The organism is Phenylobacterium sp. (assembly GCF_035539035.1).
Lineage (GTDB): Bacteria > Pseudomonadota > Alphaproteobacteria > Caulobacterales > Caulobacteraceae > Phenylobacterium.
On record NZ_DATLJI010000015.1, the window covers coordinates 138,619 to 155,759 of the forward strand.

General features: G+C 71.1%; 15 protein-coding genes. 12 read left to right on the forward strand and 3 right to left on the reverse strand.

Annotated features, from left to right (window positions below; genetic code table 11):
- Window positions 1-13 precede the first annotated feature (13 nt).
- Entirely contained in the window at window positions 14-1,300 is a 1,287-nt protein-coding gene (glyA, locus tag VM685_RS12685) for a serine hydroxymethyltransferase (protein ID WP_414693374.1), read from the reverse strand.
- Between the two features lie 180 nt (window positions 1,301-1,480).
- Between glyA and VM685_RS12690 the strand changes: the two genes are divergently transcribed.
- The 3 genes from VM685_RS12690 (at window position 1,481) to VM685_RS12700 (ending at window position 4,332) form a co-directional block, all read left to right on the forward strand.
- Window positions 1,481-1,921 (forward strand): MucR family transcriptional regulator, encoded by a 441-nt coding sequence (locus VM685_RS12690; RefSeq protein ID WP_325460524.1) that lies wholly within the window; start codon window positions 1,481-1,483, stop codon window positions 1,919-1,921.
- Window positions 1,918-2,157, forward strand: coding sequence for a hypothetical protein (locus VM685_RS12695; protein WP_325460525.1), 240 nt, complete (start codon window positions 1,918-1,920; stop codon window positions 2,155-2,157). Before VM685_RS12690 ends, VM685_RS12695 begins: the two co-directional genes overlap by 4 nt.
- Window positions 2,158-2,472: 315 nt before the next feature.
- Complete coding sequence (locus VM685_RS12700; RefSeq protein ID WP_325460526.1) at window positions 2,473-4,332, forward strand: hypothetical protein; 1,860 nt, start codon at window positions 2,473-2,475, stop codon at window positions 4,330-4,332.
- Between the two features lie 50 nt (window positions 4,333-4,382).
- On the opposite strand, the gene hemA is transcribed toward VM685_RS12700, so the two are convergent.
- Window positions 4,383-5,612, reverse strand: a complete 1,230-nt coding sequence (gene hemA / locus VM685_RS12705) for a 5-aminolevulinate synthase (RefSeq protein ID WP_325460527.1) — start codon at window positions 5,610-5,612, stop codon at window positions 4,383-4,385.
- Window positions 5,613-5,862: 250 nt separating this feature from the next.
- Here hemA and VM685_RS12710 point away from each other — a divergent pair, with 250 nt between their 5' ends.
- From VM685_RS12710 to alr, 5 genes are all read left to right on the forward strand, one after another.
- Window positions 5,863-6,171 (forward strand): hypothetical protein, encoded by a 309-nt coding sequence (locus VM685_RS12710; protein ID WP_325460528.1) that lies wholly within the window; start codon window positions 5,863-5,865, stop codon window positions 6,169-6,171.
- A gap of 172 nt (window positions 6,172-6,343) precedes the next feature.
- Window positions 6,344-8,767, forward strand: a complete 2,424-nt coding sequence (locus tag VM685_RS12715; protein ID WP_325460529.1) for a TonB-dependent receptor — start codon at window positions 6,344-6,346, stop codon at window positions 8,765-8,767.
- Between the two features lie 71 nt (window positions 8,768-8,838).
- The gene (locus tag VM685_RS12720; protein ID WP_325460530.1) at window positions 8,839-9,225 is read left to right on the forward strand and encodes a GFA family protein; all 387 of its coding nucleotides are present in this window, start codon (window positions 8,839-8,841) and stop codon (window positions 9,223-9,225) included.
- Between the two features lie 99 nt (window positions 9,226-9,324).
- Entirely contained in the window at window positions 9,325-10,815 is a 1,491-nt protein-coding gene (locus VM685_RS12725; protein WP_325460531.1) for a replicative DNA helicase, read from the forward strand.
- A 6-nt stretch (window positions 10,816-10,821) separates the two neighbouring features.
- A complete protein-coding gene (gene alr, locus VM685_RS12730) occupies window positions 10,822-11,916 on the forward strand; it encodes an alanine racemase (protein ID WP_325460532.1) in 1,095 nt (364 codons plus the stop codon).
- Here the strand turns inward: alr and VM685_RS12735 are convergent.
- Window positions 11,913-12,536: a Yip1 family protein gene (locus VM685_RS12735; RefSeq protein WP_325460533.1), complete on the reverse strand. Its 624-nt coding sequence runs from the start codon at window positions 12,534-12,536 to the stop codon at window positions 11,913-11,915. The two genes, alr and VM685_RS12735, sit on opposite strands and share 4 nt — an antisense overlap.
- A 132-nt stretch (window positions 12,537-12,668) precedes the next feature.
- Here VM685_RS12735 and radA point away from each other — a divergent pair, with 132 nt between their 5' ends.
- From radA to VM685_RS12755, 4 genes are read left to right on the forward strand one after another with little or no spacing between them, the layout of a single operon-like run.
- Window positions 12,669-14,039, forward strand: coding sequence for a DNA repair protein RadA (radA, locus tag VM685_RS12740; RefSeq protein ID WP_325460534.1), 1,371 nt, complete (start codon window positions 12,669-12,671; stop codon window positions 14,037-14,039).
- A gap of 4 nt (window positions 14,040-14,043) precedes the next feature.
- Window positions 14,044-14,652, forward strand: coding sequence for a CvpA family protein (locus VM685_RS12745; protein WP_325460535.1), 609 nt, complete (start codon window positions 14,044-14,046; stop codon window positions 14,650-14,652).
- Window positions 14,649-16,139 carry an amidophosphoribosyltransferase gene (gene purF, locus VM685_RS12750; protein WP_325460536.1) on the forward strand — a complete coding sequence of 497 codons (1,491 nt, stop codon included), beginning with the start codon at window positions 14,649-14,651 and terminating at the stop codon, window positions 16,137-16,139. Before VM685_RS12745 ends, purF begins: the two co-directional genes overlap by 4 nt.
- Entirely contained in the window at window positions 16,136-17,134 is a 999-nt protein-coding gene (locus VM685_RS12755) for a bile acid:sodium symporter family protein (protein ID WP_325460537.1), read from the forward strand. The genes purF and VM685_RS12755 overlap by 4 nt, the downstream gene beginning before the upstream one ends.
- The last annotated feature ends 7 nt before the right edge of the window (window positions 17,135-17,141 follow it).

Genomic DNA, 17,141 nt, shown 5'->3' on the forward strand with positions numbered 1-17,141 from the left:
CCATCTACCCCTATTAGGAGTAGATGGGGAAGCGTCGCGTCAAGGCAACGACTTCGCCGCGCACCTTCTGCTCGACGGCGGTGTTGTCGCCGCCCTGGCGGAGCCCGTCCAGAACCTCGCCGATCCACTTGCCCACCTGGCGGAACTCGCCGGGGCCGAAGCCGCGGCTGGTGCCGGCCGGCGAGCCCACGCGCAGGCCCGAGGTCTGCATCGGCGGCAGCGGGTCGCCAGGGATCGAGTTCTTGTTGGTGGTGATGCCGGCCCGCTCAAGCGCGATCTCGGCGTCGGCGCCCGAGACGCCCTTCGGCGTCAGGTCGACCAGCATCAGGTGGCTGTCGGTGCCGTTGGAGACGATCTTGAAGCCGACACTCTGGAGGCTGTCGGCCAGGGCGCGGGCGTTCTCGATCACCTGGCGGGCGTAGAGCTTGAACTCCGGCCGCAGCGCCTCGCCAAAGGCCACGGCCTTGGCGGCGATGACGTGCATGAGCGGCCCGCCCTGCAGCCCGGGGAAGACGGCGCTGTCGATCTTCTTCGCCAGCTTCTTGTCGTTGGTCATGATCATGCCGCCGCGCGGGCCGCGCAGGGTCTTGTGGGTCGTGGTGGTGACCACATGGGCGTGCGGGAAGGGGTTCGGGTACTCGCCGGCCGCCACCAGGCCCGCATAGTGGGCGATGTCGCACATCAGGAGCGCGCCCACCTCGTCGGCGATCGCCCGGAAGCGGGCGAAGTCGATATGGCGCGAATAGGCCGAGCCGCCGGCGATGATCACCTTGGGCTGGTTGGCGCGGGCCACCTCGGCGGCCTCGTCGTAGTCGATCAGGTGGTCCTGGGCGCGCACGCCGTAGGCCACCGGCGCGAACCACTTGCCCGACTGGTTGACGCTCTTGCCGTGGGTCAGGTGGCCGCCGTGGTCGAGGTTCATCCCCATGAAGGTGTCGCCCGGCTTCATGGTGGCCATGAACACCGCCTGGTTCGCCTGGCTGCCCGAGTGTGGCTGGACGTTGACGAACTCGCAGCCGAAGAGCTGCTTCGCCCGCTCGATAGCCAGCACCTCGGCCTCGTCCACGACCTCGCAGCCGCCGTAGTAGCGCTTCCCGGGATAGCCCTCGGCGTACTTGTTGGTGAGCACCGAGCCCTGGGCCTCCAGCACCGCGCGGGAGACGATGTTCTCCGACGCGATCAGTTCGATCTGCTCCTGCTGCCGCGTCAGCTCCTTGCCGACGATGGCGGCGATGGCGGGGTCGCCCGCGGCCAGGCCTTGGGTGAAGAACTCGTCGGTGGAGGGCTGGGGAGCGTGCACGTTCAAGGGCGGCGCCTTTCGAGCGGGGAGAATCCAGGGCGGGCGGAGTGGGCTCTTTACTCCGAACAGGGCCGGCTTCCAACGCCGGAACCAAAGTCTCCCGGCCGCGTTGCAGCCTCACCCGACGTGCACGTGCAACGCCGCGCGTCGGGCTGTGCGGAGTATGAGAAGGGGGACTGCATGAGCGTTGGACCCGACCCCGACCCCCGTTCGGGCGAGGAGCTGCTGCGTCTGGGCGCAGGAATCGTCGCGGCCTATGTCAGCCGGAACGCCGTCTCCGCCGAGGCCGTCCCCGACATCATCCGCACCGTGCACCAGGCCCTCGAGGGCCTGACCAAGGGCGCCGGCGGCGCGCCGGCCCAGGCCGAGGAGCGGCCGAAACCGGCCGTGCCGATCAGCAAGTCCGTGCAGCACGACTACATCGTCTGCCTCGAGGACGGTAAGCGCCTGAAGATGCTGAAGCGCTACCTGCGTTCACGCTACAACATGAGCCCGGACGAGTACCGCAGGCGGTGGGGCCTGCCGCCGGACTACCCCATGGTCGCGCCCGCCTATGCGGCCCGGCGCTCAGACTTCGCCAAGCAGATCGGCCTCGGTCGCGGCGTGAGGAGGCGCAAATGAAGCGCATTGACGCCGAGGTCCGCGCGTTCAACCGGAGCGGCTACGAAATCCTGGACGAGGACCTGCCGACCCGCGGCGAGGTGGTGATCTGGTCCGTCGACCCGCTGACGCCCCGCCTGGGCGATCTCTTCACCATCGAGAGCGACGGGCGGGTGCACGAGGTCGCCGTCGAGGAGCTGACCACCTTCAAGGGCGGCTGGAGCGCGAAGTGCCGGCTCGACTCGCCGCTCGCCTGACACGCCAGCCCGCGGGCCCATTCCGGGTCCCCACGCTCCCGCCGCGGCCTTGCGGCCGCACGGCGCGGGCCTATCTCCCGCATTCGCTTCGCGCGCAGGCGCTGGGTCTTTGAGTCAAGCGGACCGCCTGATCACCGGTCCCGCCCAGCCGACGCCGCAGAGCCAGCCAGAACAGCGCGCAGCGGTGTAGGAGCCGCCTTCGTCCCTCCTCGGGATGCCGCCTGTTCTGGCGTTGGGCGACGATCGCCGGGCGAGCAACCTTGACTTTAGCGGCGGCGCACGCCGCTATTCGCCGGGGGTTCGGGGACGGCGTTCATGCAACGAGGATACTGCCGGCGCAGAGACGCCGGCGCAGCCCGCAGCGTGGCGCTCGTCCTGGCCCTGGCCGCAGCCGCGCAGCCGGCGCTCGCCAATCCCTCCCTCGTCGAATGGGGCGTCGGACGTCCCGCCGAGCGCGAGGCTGCGCGTGAGCGTACCGAACTGGTCGGCCAGATTCGCCAACGCCCCCAGGACGCCGGCCTGCACCTGCGCCACGCGCGCCTGCTGGCTCGCGACTACCTGCGCCACCGCAGCGCGGACTGGCGACCCGCGGCGGCCGCCTTCGAATTCGCCGTCCAACTCGACCCGACGCTGACCGAGGCCCGGCTGGAGCTCGGCCGCTTCTACGCCGCGGTCGGGCGCGCCGGCCTCGCGGAGCAGACGCTGGCGGAATACGTCTCCCTGCAGGGGGGCGACGGCGCCGCCTTCGGCGATCTCGCCCGCGCGGCGCTGCGCAGCGGAGACCTCGCGGTGGCGCTGTGGGCCGGGCGCAAGGCCGCGAGCCTGTCGGCGCGCCCGGACGACCTGGAGGCCGCCGCCCTGGTCAGCGGCGCCGTCGATTCGGCCGACGCCGGCCCGCTGATGGAGCGCCTTCGGAGCCAGGATCCCGCCCGCGCCGCCCGCGTGGCGCGCGACGTGGCCGCCTGGAGGGGCGCCGCCGTCCTGGCGGCCGCCCTGCCCGCGCCTCGGTCGCTGGCGGTCCCGGCCGCCGCGCCGCAAGCGCCGGCGCCCACGGCCTTGAACGTCCCGGCGACGTCCTGGCCTGGCACGGCGACGCCGGCGCTACCCGGTCCCGTGCTCACCGCCGACTGGCGCGCCTGCGATCCCATCGCGGCCGCGGCCCGGACGGCGACCTATTCGTCCTACAGCACGACGTCGTACGGCCAGAACTCCAGCTATTCGACCGCCTCCACGACGCCGCTCGGACCGCAGGCGCTGCCGCCGCTCGCCGGGCCGTGCGCCCAGACGCCGCATCCGCCGATGGCCGTGATCGAGGCGGTGATCGTCCGGCAGGTGGACGAGGCCTCGGAGTCGCGGGGCATCAACCTGCTCTCCACGCTGCAGCTCGTCGCCCGGGGCCGGCTCCGGATCGCCGAGGAACGGGCCTCGGGCCTGGGCTCGACGACCAGCAACTTCCTGACCCTGTCCCTGCCCGACAACGGTTTGACCTACCTGCTCGACATCCTCGACGACCGCACGGTCCGCGCCGACGTGCTAGCCAAGCCGTCTCTGGTGGCGCTGGACCGGACGCCGTCGCTGTTCTTCTCGGGCTCGACGATCTCCGTGCCGATCAGCGGCCAGTACTCCAGCTCGCTGGAGGAGAAGGTGATCGGCGTCTCCCTGGCGGTCACCCCGACCTTCCTGTCGGACGACGAGATGCTTCTCGCGGTCAACGCCGGCCGGTCCTTCCTGGAGAACGGCCTGGACGCCCAGCTCGAGCAGGGCATCCAGACCTCGGCGAACTCGGTCACCGCCAACGTCCGCATGCGCTTCGGCGAGACCCTGGTCCTGTCGGGGCTCATCGAGCGCGAGGAGGACGCGACCACGAGCGAAACCCCGCTGCTGGGGCGGCTGCCGCTGGGCTCTCTGTTCCTCGCCGAACGCGACCGCCGCAGCCTGCGGCACAACCTCGTCGTGCTCCTGACCCCGCGGCGGCCGAACGAGAGCGGCCAGGGCCGCCAGACCGATGACAGCCTGCTGCCCGAGCGCCACGACCGGCGTCTGGCGGAGGCCGTCGCCGCCCTCGCCCGCTCCGAGACCCCCGAGGCGGCGGCGCTGGACGACCTGTCCCGCCGGCTGGCCCGCGCCGACCTCCTGGACAAGCTGCCGATCACGACGGCGGCCCCGCCCCCGTGAACCGGTGAGCGGGCCCGCGTCGGACGTAGCGCCCGGCGCCGCCTGACCCTCTAGGCCGCGACGCCGCCGACGCGCTTGATGTTGCAGTGGACCCAGAGGGTCTCCAGCGCCTGGGTGAGCTTGTCCATCATCTCGTCCGTGTGGGCCGGCGACGGCGTGAAGCGCAGTCGCTCGGTGCCGCGGGGCACGGTCGGGAAGTTGATGGGCTGGACGTAGATCCCGTAGTCCTCGAGCAGGATGTCCGAGATCATCTTGCAGTGGACCGCGTCCCCCACCAGCACCGGGACGATGTGGCTGACGCTCGGCATCACCGGCAGGCCGGCCTTGGCCAGCCGGGCCTTGAGGGTGGCGGCGCGCTCCTGGTGGGCCTCCCGCACCTCATTGTGGTCCTTGAGGTAGCGGATCGAGGCCACCGCGCCGGCGGCGAGCGCCGGCGGCAGCGAGGTGGTGAAGATGAAGCCGTCGGCATAGCTGCGGATGGCGTCGACGATCACCGCGTCGGCCGCGATGTAGCCGCCCATGACGCCGAACGCCTTGCCCAGCGTGCCCTCGATGATGTCGATCTCGGTCATCAGGCCGTCGCGCTCGGCGACGCCCGCGCCATGCTGGCCGTACATGCCGACCGCGTGGACCTCGTCGATGTAGGTCATGGCGCCGTACTTCTTCGCCAGCGCCACGGTGCCGGCGATGTCGGCGATGTCGCCGTCCATGGAGTAGACGCTCTCGAAGGCGATCAGCTTCGGCGCCGCCGGATCGGCCTCGATCAGCAGCTGCTCGAGGTGCTCCAGGTCGTTGTGCTTGAAGACCCGGCGCTGCTCGCGCTTGCCGGCGCGGATGCCGGAGATCATCGAGTTGTGGTTGAGCTCGTCGGAGAAGACAATCAGGCCCGGCAGGATCTTGTAGAGCGTCGACAGCGACGCCTCGTTGGAGACGTAGCCGGAGGTGAACAGCAGCGCGCTTTCCTTGCCGTGCAGCGTGGCGAGCTCGCGCTCCAGCTCCACGTGGTAGTGCGTGGTGCCGGAGATGTTGCGGGTGCCGCCGGAGCCGGCGCCGGCCTCCTCGATCGCCTGGTGCATGGCGTCGAGCACGACCGGGTTCTGGCCCTGGCCGAGGTAGTCGTTGGAGCACCAGACGGTCACGTCGGCCTGGCTGCCATCGTCGCGGGTCCAGGTGGCGCGCGGGAACTCGCCGCGATGGCGCTTCAGGTCGGCGAAGACGCGATAGCGGCCTTCGGCGCGGACCTTCTCCAGTGCGGTGCGAAACGCGTCTCTGTAATCCATAGACCTGACCCGGCCTGGCGTCCGACGATCTCGCGCCCGTCCGGTCCCCTTGAATCTCGCCCCGGCTTTTCGCACCGGGAACTCCATGTGTCTACTCGACGACCCGCGGCGGGCCGTTGATCTGCGTCAACGGCCGCCTTTCTTCGTCAGCGGATATCGGTCCTGAGGCGGAGGGATCAAGGACGCAGAACCTGCGGCCGTCTGGCGCGCTTCCTTGCTGGAGATATGCAAACAGTCCGGAGCAGGCACCTTGGCCACCATCATCCGCGTCTATCCCGCCGTCGAGGAGACGGGCCTGGGCCCGCACCTGGAGTTCAACCTCGCTGACTTCGGCGGCCAGCTGCCCTCGCGCGGGGACCTGATCATGAAGCCGCGGGCCCACGCCGCGGCGTCCCCGCCCGCCGCGGCCGAGGAGGTGTGGGAGGTGATGGCGCGCTACTTCGACCCCGGCCCGGGGTTCGACGCCGGCGCCTGCCTGCACGTGCTGGTGCGGACCCGGACCATGACGCCGGTGGAGCGCGCCCTGCACGAGGGCCTGTCCCCGGCCGCGGCGCGCTGACGCCGGGCGCCCGTCCCGGCCGAGCGTCCGCCGCGGAGGCGGTGCGACGAATGGCGCCGGGCGAGCGGAGCCATTGGGCGGCGCTGTTGCAGAAATGTCATTTCGGGAACCTGCGGCGCACCCTAGCTTGGCCTGCAGCTGAATTTTCAGGCCTGCCAAGGGGATAGACTTCATGAACTTCCGCGCCACGCTGTTCGCCGCCGCCTCGGCCGCGACGCTCTGGGCCGGCGGCGCCGCCGCCCAGACGACCGCCAACGCCGAGGTGGAGGAACTGGTCGTCACCGGCACCCGGACCGAGGGCCGCTCGCGGCTGGAATCGCTGTCGCCCGTGGACGTGCTGCAGGGCGAGGTGCTGGCCCGGCAGGGCAATGGCGCGGAGCTCGCCCAGGCCCTGGCCAACCTGACCCCGGCCGTGAACTTCCCCCGCCCGGCGATCACCGACGGCTCGGACCACGTGCGGCCTGCGACCCTGCGCGGCCTGCAGCCCGACCAGACGCTGGTGCTGATCAACGGCATGCGCGGCCACACCTCGGCGCTGATCAACGTCAACACCTCGATCGGCCGCGGCGCCTCGGCGTTCGACCTGAACACCATCCCGACCGTCGCGGTCCAGCAGGTGGAAGTCCTGCGCGAGGGCGCGGCGGCCCAGTATGGCTCCGACGCCATCGCCGGCGTGATCAACATCCGCCTGCGCGAGGCCCGCGAGGGCGGCGGCGCGATCCTCAACTACGGGATCCACAACACCACGGTGAAGACCTCGCGCGGCGAGCGCGACGCCAACGACGGCATGACCCAATCGGTGGCCATGTGGCAGGGCCTGCCGCTCGGGGCCGAAGGCTTCCTGACGGTCTCGGGCGAATACCTGCTGCGCAAGGCGACCAACCGCTCGGACTTCGCCAACGCCACCGCCCTGCCGGCCTACGGCCGGCCGATCGTGCTGGGCCGCTACGGCGATCCGGAGCTGCGCAGCTGGTCGACCTACGTCAACGCCGGCCTGCCGCTGAACGAGACCTGGGAGGCCTACGGCTACGCCGGCTACCAGCGCCGCGACACCAGCGCCGCGGCCACCGCGCGCGCCTACAACAACGCCAACAACATCCCCTCGGTCTATCCGGGCGGCTTCCTGCCGAAGATCGACACCGACATCGTGGACTACAACGTCCAGGGCGGCGTCCGCGGCGAGGTGGCCGGCTGGCGCACCGACCTGGGGGTCAGCTACGGCCGCAACGAGCTCGACTACTACACGGTGAACTCGATCAACGCCTCGTTCGGCGCGGCCTCCAAGCGTGACTTCTACGCGGGCTCGCTCGGCTACGACCAGACGCTGGTGAACCTGAACCTCTCGCGCGGGTTCGAGATGGGCCTGGCCGAGCCGCTGAACATCGCTGCCGGGGTGGAATACCGCCGCGAGTCCTTCGAGATCGGCGCCGGCGAGCCGGCCTCCTATTCTCCGGGTCCGGATCCGACCAAGGCGCCGCTGTCGCAGGGCTTCGGCGGCTTCCGGCCGTCCAACGCCACGGACGTGAACCGGCACAACTGGAGCGCCTATCTCGACGTGGAAGGCCAGCTCACCGAGGCCCTCGGCTTCGACGCGGCGGTCCGCTACGAGGACTATTCGGACTTCGGCTCCAAGGTGACCGGCAAGCTGTCCGGCCGCTATGACTTCAATGAGAACATCGCGCTCCGCGCCTCGGTGTCGTCCGGCTTCAAGGCCCCGGCCCTGCAGCAGCAGTTCTTCACCTACACCTCGACGAACAACACCCTGGTGGGCTCGACCTTCCAGCTGATCGAGGTCGGCACCTTCCCGGTGTCGAGCCCGGTGGCCCGCGCGCTGGGCGCCCAGCCGCTCGAGCCCGAGACCTCGATGAACTACTCGGTGGGCCTGGTGTATCGCCGCGGACCGTTCGAGCTGACCGTCGACGCCTACCAGATTGACATCGAGAACCGGATCGTGCTGTCGGAGAACCTGCCGAACAACAACACCCCGGCGGCGACGGCGGCGGCGATCCGGACGATCCTGCAGCCCTTCGGCATCAGCGCCGCGCGCTTCTTCATCAATGGCGTGGACACCACCACCAAGGGCGTCGACGCGGTGGCGCGCTACCGTCTCGAGATGGGCGAGAGCCGGCTCGATCTGACCGCCGCCCTGAACCTGAACTACACCAACATCACCAAGACCCCGGGCCTGCCGACGCTGACCAGCCTGCCGCAGCCGACCTTCCTGTTCGACCGCCAGGCGCGACTGACCTTCGAAAAGGGCACGCCGGAGCGGAAGCTCGTGCTGTCCGGCGACTGGAGCCGCAACCAGCTCGGCGCGACGGTGCGGATGACCGCCTACGACAGCGTGCTGCTGCCGCAGAACGCCCTCGGCTCGGACCAGACCACGGGCAACGCCGCCCTGGTGGACCTGGAAGGCCGCTACGACGTGCTGGACAACGTCACCCTGGCGCTGGGCGTGAACAACGTGCTGGACGAGTACCCGAACTACACCCCGGGCTTCGTCAACTCGCCGACCGGCTCCATCGGCTTCCCCGGCTACTCGCCGTTCGGCTTCAACGGCCGGTTCCTGTACGGCCGGCTGAGCGTGAACTGGTAGACCCCGTCCCGATCGGACGACAGGCGGCGCGGGACCTCGGTCCCGCGCCGCTTTGCTTGTAGGGTCGGGGGATGGATACCCAGACGCATCGGGGCGGCTGCCTGTGCGGCGCCGTCCGGTTCGAGATCGCGGGGCCGGCCAAGTGGACCGGCTACTGCCACTGCCACAGCTGCCGCAAACACACCGGCGCGCCCGCCTCGGCCTTTGCCGGGTTCGAGCGGAGCCAGGTCACGGTGACAGCCGGCGAACTGGCGCTGTTCGCCTCCTCGCCCGGCGTGCGGCGCGGCTTCTGCGCCGCCTGCGGCTCGACGCGCAGCTACGAGGGCGATCGCTGGCCGACCGAATTCCACGTCCACGTGGGAGCCTTCGACGACCCCGAGCCGTTCGCGCCGACGGGCCACGCCTTCGCCGAGGAGCGGGTGTCATGGCTCCACCTGACCGATCCGGCGCCGCCATAGCCACGCTTGTCCACAATCGACCATTTGTGTGTGGACAGACGGCCGCACGGCCCGTTGTCACAGTGCTCGTTTCCGCCCCGATGGGCTAACGGTTGATCCATGTCCCTAGTCCCGGCGCTCGACCTTCGCCCCGTCTCCAACGACGTGGCGATCCCCCACGTCCCCGCCAACGTCGAAGCCGAGCAGGCCCTGCTCGGCGCGCTGCTCTACGACAACGCCGCCTTCGAGCGGATCGGCGACTACCTGCAGGCGCGCCACTTCTTCGAGCCGTTCCACCAGCGCCTGTTCCAGGCGATCGAGAGCCACATCCGCAAGGGCCAGCTGGCCGAGCCGATCCTGCTGGCCGAGCAGTTCAACCGGGATCCGGCCTTCGAGGAACTGGGCGGCGTCCGCTACCTCGCCGATCTCGTGGACCGCGCGCCGCCGGCGGCGAACGCCCCCGACTACGCCCGGGCCGTCTACGACCTGGCCCTGCGACGCGACCTGATCCGCATCGGCGGAGACATCGCCACGGTCGCGGCCCAGGGCGACGAGGAGCTGTCGGCCCGCGACCAGATCGAGAAGGCCGAGCAGCAGCTCTTCCAGCTCGCCGAGACCGGCGGCGTCTCCCAGGGCTTCGTGACCTTCGCCGATGCCCTGCACGGCGCCGTCACCATGGCCGCCGAGGCGCACAGCCGTGACGGCGGCCTAGCCGGGATCTCCACCGGTCTGATCGACCTCGACCAGAAGATCGGCGGCCTGCACCCCTCCGACCTGGTGATCCTGGCCGCCCGCCCCTCCATGGGGAAGACGTCGCTCGCCTGTAACATCGCCTTCGACGTGGCCCGGCACTACGCCTGGGAGCCGCAGCCGGACGGTTCGAAGAAGACCGTCGCCGGCGGGGTGGTCGCCTTCTTCTCCCTGGAAATGAGCGCCGAGCAGCTGGCCATGCGCCTGCTGGCCGAGGTCTCCGGCGTGTCGGGCGACCGGCTCCGGAAGGGCGAGATCGACGCCATGGAGTTCGGGCGCGTCCGCGATGCGGCCCTCGAGATCCAGGAAGCGCCGCTCTACATCGACGCTACCGGCGGCATCACGATCGCCAAGCTGGCCGCCCGGGCGCGGCGGCTGAAGCGGATGGTCGGTCTCGACCTGATCATCGTCGACTACCTCCAGCTCGTCACGGGCGGGACCGGCGGCCCGGACAACCGGGTGCAGGAGGTCTCGATGATCACCCAGGGCCTGAAGGCCCTGGCCAAGGAGCTGTCCGTGCCGGTCATCGCCCTCTCCCAGCTCTCCCGCCAGGTGGAGAACCGGGAGGACAAGCGGCCGCAGCTCTCGGACCTGCGGGAATCCGGCTCGATCGAGCAGGACGCCGACATGGTGATGTTCGTGTACCGGGAGAGCTACTACCTCTCCCGCGCCGAGCCGCGCGAAGGCACCGAAGAGCACTTCAAGTGGCAGGAGCAGATGGACCAGGTCCGCGGGCTGGCCGACATAATCATCGGCAAGCAGCGTCACGGCCCGATCGGCACCGTCCGCCTGTCGTTCAACGAGGACATCACCAAGTTCGGCAACCTGGCGCGTGACGCCAGCCGCTACGACCCGCACTAGGGCCGGATGCCGGAGCCTGCCCAGGCGCGCCTGACCATCGATCTGGACGCGCTCGCCCACAATCACGCCGTGCTGAAGCGCGAGGCCGGCGGCGCCGAGGTGGCGCCGGTGGTGAAGTCCGACGGCTACGGCCTGGGCGCGGGCCCCCTCGCCCGCCGGCTGTGGGCCGATGGCGCGCGGAGCTTCTTCGTCGCCCGCCTCGCGGAAGGCGAAGCGCTGCGGGCGGAGCTGGGCCCCGACCGGCCGGCGGCCATCCACGTGCTGGACGGCCTGACGACGGGCGCCGCGCCCCGGTTCCACGCCGCGGGGCTGACGCCTGTGATCAGCAGCCTGCCGCAGGCCGCCGCCGCCAGCGTCTGGGCCCGCCAGGCCGGCCGCCGCTGGCCTATCACCCTGCACGTGGACACTGGCATGAACCGCCAGGGGCTCTCCACCGAGGAAACCCGGGCGCTCGCCCAGGCGCCGGACGGGCTGCGCGACCTGGACGTCACCCTGGTGATGAGCCACCTGGGCTCCGCCAGCGAGCCCTCGGACGTGCGCAGCGCCGAACAACTGGAGCGCTTCCGACAGATCCTGCCCCTGTTCCCCGACAGCCGGGCGAGCCTGGCGGCCTCGGCGGGACTGTTCCTGGGCGAGGACTACCGGTTCGACGTGGTGCGGCCGGGCGTCAGCCTCTACGGCGGCGGTCCGCTGGAGCGGCCGGACGCGCGCCTGAAGGCCGTAGCCACCCTCACCGCTCCTATCCTCGACATCCGCAACCTGCGGCCCGGGGACCGGCTGGGCTACGGCTCGGGGGTGACGGCGGACCGGCCGACCCGCATCGCCGTGGTCGGCGCCGGCTATGCCGACGGGGTGATCCGCGCCGCGCGCCGGAGCGGCTACGCCTGGCTCGCCGGGGAGCGGCGGCGCCTGCTGATCGTCACGATGGACCTGCTGGCGATCGAGATCGGCGACGCCGAGGGCCAGGTGGGCCAGCCGGTGGAGCTTCTGGGGCCCAACGCCCTGCTGGACGACCAGGCCGCCGCCGCGGGGACCGTGGCCCACGAGGTGCTGGTGCGCCTGAGCCGGCGAGCTGAGCGGGTCTACCTGGGCGGAGCCTAGCCGGTGCGCAGCGGCCCGCCGAGTTCGGCGGCTCGGGCGACCACGACGCTCTTCAGGACCAGGATCACCAGGATCGCGCCCAGGATCGCGGCGAAACAGGTGAGCGCGTTCTCCGGCGGAATCCGCATCAGGCGCGGCAGGCCGAGATAGAGGGTGTAGAGGCTGTAGAGCCCGCCGAGGATGGCGACGAGCAGCCCCAGGCTCGGATAGAGGGCGAAGACCCCGGCCACCCACAGCGCGGTGGCCGAATAGGCGGCGAGCTTCAGGGCCTGGCCGCGGTCGCGGACGCCCCCGAACCTGGGCGCCAGGGAGTCGATGGCCAGCGCCGTGAGGAACACCGCCGCCAGCGTCAGGCCGTAGTCGGCGACCGTCTCGATCAGCGAGGTGGCGAGGTTGGCCTGGAAGCCGATGCCGGCGATGGAATAGCCAAACAGCAGCATCCCGACGAAGCCGCAGACCGCGGGAATGGCGGCGAGCGGCGCGACATAGCCGCGGTAGAGCTCGCGGGTGGAGACGACCTCGGCATCGATGACTTCCCAGGCCCGCGACGGCCGCAGCAGCATGGCTCTGACGCGCGCGAACAGGCTCTCGCCCGCCGACCCCGGCTCCACCACGCTCACTCCACCCCTCCAGCCAGATCCAGAACCGCCCGCCGCCGAGCCTAGAGCAAGGGCCGGGCACGGCAAGCCGCCGCACAGACGCCGGGCGCCCGGGTCGGCTAGACTGGGGCCCTGCCGAATCAGGAGCGACCCTTGGCCCGCGACGGCGCCGTCTATGCCTGCCAGTCCTGCGGAGCGGTCCAGACCAAGTGGTCCGGCCAGTGCTCCGGCTGCGGCGCCTGGAACACCCTGGTGGAGGAGGTGCAGGCCCGGCCGCCCGGCGCGCTCGCGCCCGCTCGCGGCGCAGCCAAGGGCCGGGGCCTCAACTTCGAGGGGCTGGAGGACGAGACCCCAGCCCCGCCCCGCATCTCCACCGGCGTGGACGAGTTCGACCGGGTGTGCGGCGGCGGCGTGGTGCCGGGCTCGGCCATCCTGCTCGGCGGCGACCCGGGCGTGGGCAAGTCGACCCTGCTGATGCAGGTGGCGGCCCACGCGGCGCGCAAGGGCGCGGCCTGCGCCTACATCTCCGGTGAGGAGGCGGTGGAGCAGGTCCGCGGCCGCGCCCAGCGCATGGGCCTGGCCGACGCGCCGGTGAAGCTGGCCGCGGAGACCTCGCTCAGGACCATCCTCGACGGGCTGAAGCGCGAGCGCTTCGACCTGGTAGTGATCGATTCCATCCAGACGATGTGGAGCGACGCCCACGAGGCGGGGCCGGGATCCGTGACCCAGGTGCGCGCGGCGGCCGGCGAGCTGGTGCGGCTGGCCAAGAAGCAGGGCGTGGCGATCATCCTCGTGGGCCACGTCACCAAGGAGGGCACGATCGCCGGTCCCCGGGTGATCGAGCACATGGTGGACGCCGTCCTCGCCTTCGAGGGCGAGCGCGGCTACCCCTTCCGCATCCTGCGCGGGGCCAAGAACCGCTTCGGGGCCACCGACGAGATCGGCGTCTTCGAGATGGGCGACGCGGGCCTGTCGGAGGTGCGCAACCCCTCCGCCCTGTTCCTCAACACCTCCGGCGAGCGGGCGGCGGGCGCGGCGGTGTTCGCCGGCATCGAGGGCTCGCGCCCGGTGCTGGTGGAGTTCCAGGCGCTGGTGGCGCCTTCGGCCTACGGCACGCCGCGGCGCGCGGTGGTCGGATGGGACTCCGGACGCCTCGCCATGGTGCTCGCCGTGCTCGAGGCCCGGTGCGGCCTTGGTTTCGGGGACCGCGATGTCTATCTGAACGTCGCCGGGGGGCTGCGCATCAGCGAGCCGGCCGCCGACCTCGCGGCGGCGGCGGCGCTGGCGTCGTCGGCGCTCGACCAAGCCCTGCCGCAGGATTGCGTGGTGTTCGGCGAGATCAGCCTTTCGGGCGAGGTCCGGCCCGTCAGCCGCATGGACTCGCGCCTGAAGGAGGCGGCCAAGCTCGGCTTCCGTCGGGCGCTCGCGCCCGGAGACGCGGACGCCGCGCCGCCGATGACCGTGACCGGGGTGGGCCGACTGGCCGACGCCATCCGTCGCATCGGCGACGGGGACTGGAACTAGGGTAGTGACGCAGCTCGACTTCATCGTCCTAGGCCTGCTGGCCATCTCCGCCGCCGTCGGCTTCGCCCGCGGCGCGGCGCGGGAGATCGCCGCCCTGTTCGCGCTGGTCGCCGCCGCCCTGCTGGCGATCTTCGGCCTGCCCGTGGCCGCGCCGATCGTCCGCGAGGTGGTCAAGCCTGGCTGGCTGGGCACGGCCGCGGCGCTGATCCTGGTGTTCGTCGTGTCCTACGTGGCCCTGCGGCTGATCGGCGCGATGGTGGCGCGGCGGATCCAGCGCACCGATCTCCTGGGGGCGCTGGACCGCAGCGTGGGCCTGCTGATCGGCCTGGCGCGCGGGCTGCTGGTGCTGGGAGCGCTCTACCTGATGTTCAACGCCGCCACGCCCAAGGACCTGCAGCCGCGCTGGATCACCGAAGCCACGACCTGGCCGCTGGCGCGCAACATGGGCAACTTCCTGACCGCGCTGGCGCCTCGGGGACTGGACATTGCGGGCCGCCTCGGCCCGGCCTTCGACAAGGCGATCCGCGACGGGACGGGTGACAGAACCGTGACGGACGGGTACGAGGCGCCGCAACGCAGCGAACCCGAGGATCTGGTGGAGAAATCCCGATGACTGAGGCCCACGACCGATGGTCGCCCCCGGTTCGTGACCCCGAGGACGACGCCCCGCGCCTCGAGTGTGGCGTTTTCGGCGTCTATGACGTGGCCGACGCCGCGGCGCTGACGGCGCTGGGCCTCCACGCGCTGCAGCATCGCGGCCAGGAAGCCTGCGGCATCGCCGCCTTCGACGGCCAGCGGTTCCACACCGAACGGCACATGGGTCACGTCGGCGACGCGTTCGGCGGCGGCGGCCTGGACCAGCGCCTGCCCGGCCACTGCGCCATCGGCCACACCCGCTACTCCACGGCCGGCGGCTCCTTCATCCGCAACGTGCAGCCGATGTTCGCCGACCTCGAAGCCGGCGGCGTGGCGCTGGCCCACAACGGCAATCTCACCAACTTCCTGACGCTGCGCGAACAGCTCGTGGCCGAGGGCGCGATCTTCCAGTCCACCTCGGACTCCGAGGTGATCCTCCACCTGATCGCCCGCTCCCGGAAGGTGCGGCTCGTCGACCGCTTCATCGACGCCCTGACCCAGATCGAGGGCGGCTACGCGCTCGTGGCGCTGACGAACAAGAAGCTGATCGGGGTGCGCGACCCGCTGGGTATCCGTCCGCTGGTGCTGGGCGACCTGGAGGGCAAGCCGGTGCTGGCCTCCGAGACCTGCGCGCTGGACATGGTCGGCGCCCGGTTCGTGCGCGACATCGAGCACGGGGAGATGGTGATCATCGACCAGGACGGCGTGCAGAGCGTGCGGCCGTTCCCGGCCCGCCAGGCGCGGCCCTGCATCTTCGAATACGTCTACTTCGCGCGCCCGGACTCGGTGGTGAACGGCAAGTCGGTCTACGAGGTGCGCAAGCGCATGGGCCGCAGGCTCGCGCAGGAGAGCCCGGCCGAGGTGGACGTGGTGGTGCCGGTGCCGGACTCCGGCGTGCCGGCCGCCCTCGGCTTCGCCCAGGAAGCGGGCGTGCCGTTCGAGATGGGCATCATCCGCAACCACTACGTGGGCCGGACCTTCATCCAGCCGACCCAGGGCCAGCGGGAGATGGGCGTGCGCATGAAGCTGTCGCCCAACCGCGCCGTGCTGGCCGGCAAGCGGGTGATGCTGATCGACGACTCCATCGTGCGCGGCACCAACTCGGTCCGGGTGGTGCGCATGGTCCGCGAGGCCGGCGCCGCGGAGGTGCACCTGCGCTCGGCCTCGCCGCCGATCCAGTGGCCAGACTACTACGGCATCGACATGCCGGACCGGGAGAAGCTGCTCGCCGCCAACCATTCGGTGGAGGAGATCGCCAAGATCCTGAACGTCGACTCCATGGGCTACCTGTCCGTCGACGGCCTCTACTGGGCGATGGAGGCGGGCTCGCGCAACGCCGAGCAGCCGCAGTTCACCGACCACTACTTCACCGGCGACTACCCCACCCGCCTGCTCGACCGGGAGATCGCCGAAGGCCGTAACGAGGCGGTGGAGCGCCAGCTCTCCTTCCTGGTCGACGCGTGAGCCAAGCGCCCGCGCGGGCGAGCTGGCTCGGCCGGCTCCGCCCCGACTGGTACGTCGTCCTGATCTTCGGGATGATGCTGGCCGCCACCCTCGCGCCGGCTCGCGGCGCGGCGGCCCCGGTCTTCGAGTGGACCACCCGGATCGCCATCGGCTTCGTCTTTTTCCTGCACGGCGCACGCCTGTCGCGCGAGGCGGTGATCGGGGGCCTCGTGCACTGGCGGCTGCACCTGGTGGTGCTGTCGGCGACCTACCTGCTGTTCCCGCTGGCCTGCCTGGGGCTGGCCGCCCTGCCCGCCTGGATCACGCCGCCGGCGCTGGCCAGCGGCATCATCTTCCTGGGCTGCCTGCCCTCCACGATCCAGAGCTCCATCGGCTTCACCGCCATCGCCCGGGGCAATGTCGCCGCCGCCGTCGCCGCGGCCTCGGCCTCGAACCTGCTGGGGGTGGCGCTGACGCCGTTGCTAGTGGGCCTGACCCTGCACGCCCAGGGCGCGGCGTCGCCCGACGCCATCCAGGCCATCGTCCTGCAACTCCTCGTCCCCTTCGTGGCCGGCCAGGCCCTGCGCCGCTGGATCGGCGGCTGGGTGACGAAGCAGGCGAAGCTGCTGTCGCTGGTGGACCGGGGCGCCATCCTGCTCGTCGTCTACACGGCCTTCTCTGGCGCTGTGGTCGAGGGCGTCTGGAGCCGGATCGGCGCGCTGGACCTGGTGCGGCTGACCATCCTCTGCGCCGTGCTGCTGGCGATCGTGCTGGCCGCGACCTGGGGCGCGGCCCGGGCGCTGCGCTTCTCCCGGGAGGACGAGATCGCCATCGTCTTCTGCGGCTCCAAGAAGAGCCTGGCGAGCGGAGCGCCGATGGCGGGCCTGCTGTTCCCGACCGCCACGGCGGGGATCGCGATCCTGCCGCTGATGCTGTTCCACCAGATCCAGCTGATGGCCTGCGCCGTGATCGCCCAGCGCTACGCCGCACGCGACTTGGGCGCGGAGTCCGGCTAGAGAGCGG

Coding starts and splice junctions, on each gene's coding strand:
- hemA (WP_325460527.1), bottom strand. CDS start 5,612: ATGGATTACAGAGACGCGTTTCGCACCGCACTGGAGAAGGTCCGCGCC.
- VM685_RS12720 (WP_325460530.1), top strand. CDS start 8,839: ATGGATACCCAGACGCATCGGGGCGGCTGCCTGTGCGGCGCCGTCCGG.
- alr (WP_325460532.1), top strand. CDS start 10,822: ATGCCGGAGCCTGCCCAGGCGCGCCTGACCATCGATCTGGACGCGCTC.
- VM685_RS12700 (WP_325460526.1), top strand. CDS start 2,473: ATGCAACGAGGATACTGCCGGCGCAGAGACGCCGGCGCAGCCCGCAGC.
- purF (WP_325460536.1), top strand. CDS start 14,649: ATGACTGAGGCCCACGACCGATGGTCGCCCCCGGTTCGTGACCCCGAG.
- VM685_RS12725 (WP_325460531.1), top strand. CDS start 9,325: ATGTCCCTAGTCCCGGCGCTCGACCTTCGCCCCGTCTCCAACGACGTG.
- VM685_RS12715 (WP_325460529.1), top strand. CDS start 6,344: ATGAACTTCCGCGCCACGCTGTTCGCCGCCGCCTCGGCCGCGACGCTC.
- VM685_RS12690 (WP_325460524.1), top strand. CDS start 1,481: ATGAGCGTTGGACCCGACCCCGACCCCCGTTCGGGCGAGGAGCTGCTG.
- VM685_RS12695 (WP_325460525.1), top strand. CDS start 1,918: ATGAAGCGCATTGACGCCGAGGTCCGCGCGTTCAACCGGAGCGGCTAC.